The 2852-nt window shown below is 50.7% G+C and carries 2 tRNA genes and 1 rRNA gene; all 3 read right to left on the reverse strand.

The annotated features are described in order from the left end of the window. Positions 1-342: 342 nt before the first annotated feature. The 3 genes from IE099_RS20370 to IE099_RS20380 all read right to left on the reverse strand — a co-directional run bounded on the left by IE099_RS20370 (position 343) and on the right by IE099_RS20380 (position 2331). A tRNA-Ile gene (locus IE099_RS20370) sits at positions 343-419 on the reverse strand. A gap of 53 nt (positions 420-472) precedes the next feature. Further along, positions 473-548, reverse strand: a tRNA-Ala gene (locus IE099_RS20375). 251 nt (positions 549-799) lie between these two features. Further along, positions 800-2331, reverse strand: a 16S ribosomal RNA gene (locus IE099_RS20380). Positions 2332-2852 lie beyond the last annotated feature (521 nt).

The following is a 2852-nucleotide window of genomic DNA, read 5'->3' on the forward strand; positions in this document are numbered from 1 at the left end:
TCAAAATCTAAGTCCAAAGGATACTGTTCACAGTCCATTGCTGAACTGCTAGTTGGTTCCATTGGTAATGGTTTGCCGGAGTGCTTATCTCTCCGGACTTTGTTATGAGTGAGAGGGGTTAGTCGTCCCTCTCATCTCGCCATAAAAATTAGAGTAGTCCCAAGAACTGCAAAAACAAACTCAAGTGATTGATATATTATTTTTAGTGGACTGAATCCTTGTAACAGAAATTCAGTCCGCAGTATCTTAAAAGACTTTCACACGGATATCAAAGAGCAGGCTCTTATTTACATGGGGTGCGAATTACAAAGGAAAGTCGAACCGTTTGACGGGTCCGGAGGATGGTGGGCCAGGGCAGACTCGAACTGCCGACCTCACGATTATCAGTCGTGCGCTCTAACCAACTGAGCTACAAGCCCGGGTTGTGTTAATAGAACTTCGAAGAACATCCATACCAGCCCCGATAAAGGGATGGTGGAGATAAGGAGATTCGAACTCCTGACCCCCTGAATGCAAATCAGGTGCTCTACCAACTGAGCTATATCCCCGTTGTTTTCCTTGTGATGATGAAAGTAAGGTTAAATTGTGCACTGCAGACTCGTCCCGAAGGACTTCTAACCGCTAAGAGTTTACTAAAGGTTTGCTGTGTGGGTGATTACTCATTGTTGTCCGAGGACAAACGTTGAAGCGCTCTGTCGAACCTTTGATTCAACCAGCTTCTCCAACCCCACCGACACTTCTTATCAGTTTATCCGATAGAAGGCCGTCGACCAGCCCTGTTAAGGGCCTTACTCCGTAGAAAGGAGGTGATCCAGCCGCAGGTTCCCCTACGGCTACCTTGTTACGACTTCATCCCAGTTACCAGCTACACCTTAGGGTGCTGTTTCCGAAGTTAACTCACACACTTCGGGTGCGACCGGCTTCCATGATGTGACGGGCGGTGTGTACAAGACCCGGGAACGTATTCACGGCGCCGTTGCTGATGCGCCATTACTAGCGATTCCGACTTCATGGGGGCGAGTTGCAGCCCCCAATCCGAACTGGGCCCAGTTTTGTAGGTTTCCTCCACCTTGCGGTCTCGGTTCTCATTATGCTGGGCATTGTAGTACGTGTGCAGCCCAGGGCGTAAGGGCCATACTGACTTGACGTCGTCCCCACCTTCCTCCCAGTTGATCTGGGCAGTCTGTCAAGAGTCCCCACCATTACGTGCTGGCAACATGACACAGGGGTTGCGCTCGTTGCGGGACTTAACCCAACATCTCACGACACGAGCTGACGACAGCCATGCAGCACCTGTCAAGTTCGGGCACTTTCATGCCCTTGGAACAAGTTCCACTGATGTCAAGCCCTGGTAAGGTTCTTCGCGTTGCATCGAATTAAGCCACATACTCCACCGCTTGTGCGGGTCCCCGTCAATTTCTTTGAGTTTTAGTCTTGCGACCGTACTCCCCAGGCGGTGCGCTTAACGCGTTAGCTCCGGCACGGAAGGGGTCGAATCCTCCCACACCAAGCGCACACCGTTTACTGCTAGGACTACAGGGGTATCTAATCCCTTTCGCTACCCTAGCCTTCGTATCTCAGCGTCAGTAAATGTCCAGTAGATCGCCTTCGCCACAAGTCTTCCTCTCGATATCCACGCATTTCACTGCTACACCGAGAATTCCATCTACCCCTCCATTACTCTAGCACGGGAGTATCGGATGCAGTTCCAGGGTTGAGCCCTGGGATTTCACATCTGACTTTCCGCGCCGCCTACATACTCTTTACGCCCAGTGATTCCGAACAACGCTTGGGACCTTCGTATTACCGCGGCTGCTGGCACGAAGTTAGCCGTCCCTTCCTCTTCAGGTACTATCAACCTTGAACGCTATTAACGAACAAGGCTTACTCCCTGATGACAGGAGTTTACGACCCTAGGGCCTTCATCCTCCACGCGGCGTTGCACCATCAGACTTTCGTCCATTGTGAATGATTCTCGACTGCTGCCACCCGTAGGTGTCTGGACCGTGTCTCAGTTCCAGTGTGGCTGATCATCCTCTCAGACCAGCTACCCGTCGTCGCCTTGGTGAGCCGTTACCTCACCAACTAGCTGATAGGCCGCGAGCCCATCCCAAAGCGGCACCCGAAGGCACCTTTAACCCGAAGGTCACATGCGGTATTAATCCACCTTTCGGTGGGCTATCCCCCGCTTTGGGGCAAGTTGCTCACGTGTTACGCACCCGTCCGCCACTAGAATACCAATTAGCAAGCTATTCAGTATCCTCGTTCGACTTGCATGTCTTATCCACGCCGCCAGCGTTCGTTCTGAGCCAGAATCAAACTCTCCGTAAAAATTGATTAGGCACAAATGTTGCTGAATCATTAGAAAATGAATCCAGATCAACGCTTGCTTAGTTTTGTCGTTTCCTTTCTCGCTAGAAAAAGAAAACAACGGCTTTTGCCAAATTGTTGTCTTACCGACTTGAAGTCCACTCCCGGCTATCACACCGGAAACTTCTCATCCAAATCGGGCGCAAACTCTTCTGTGTTATCAAAAGTTTGCAGCACACAATTTAGCCTTACTTTCCATCTTTAAAAGTCGTTCAATCCCTTCCGTCAAACCCGAGGGTTATCCAGAAGAAGCCTGAAGGGTGACTTCTAAAAATTCGCACTGTAAAGGAACATTCACACGGAGACTAATAGACCGACTGTGACACTCTGTTCACTGTCGGTCGGGTTGGTTTCTCGTGGGCCACATCTCGCGGCGGGGCGCGAAGCTAGTCACGAGGACGGCACACGTCAATCTCTTTTCAGCTTAATTTCGACATTTCGTGCCCCCTGACTGAGGAACACTTTTCCACGGTCCGTTTCAC

It is taken from the genome of Roseibacillus persicicus, from assembly GCF_014651675.1.
Taxonomy (GTDB): Bacteria; Verrucomicrobiota; Verrucomicrobiia; order Verrucomicrobiales; family Akkermansiaceae; genus Roseibacillus; species Roseibacillus persicicus.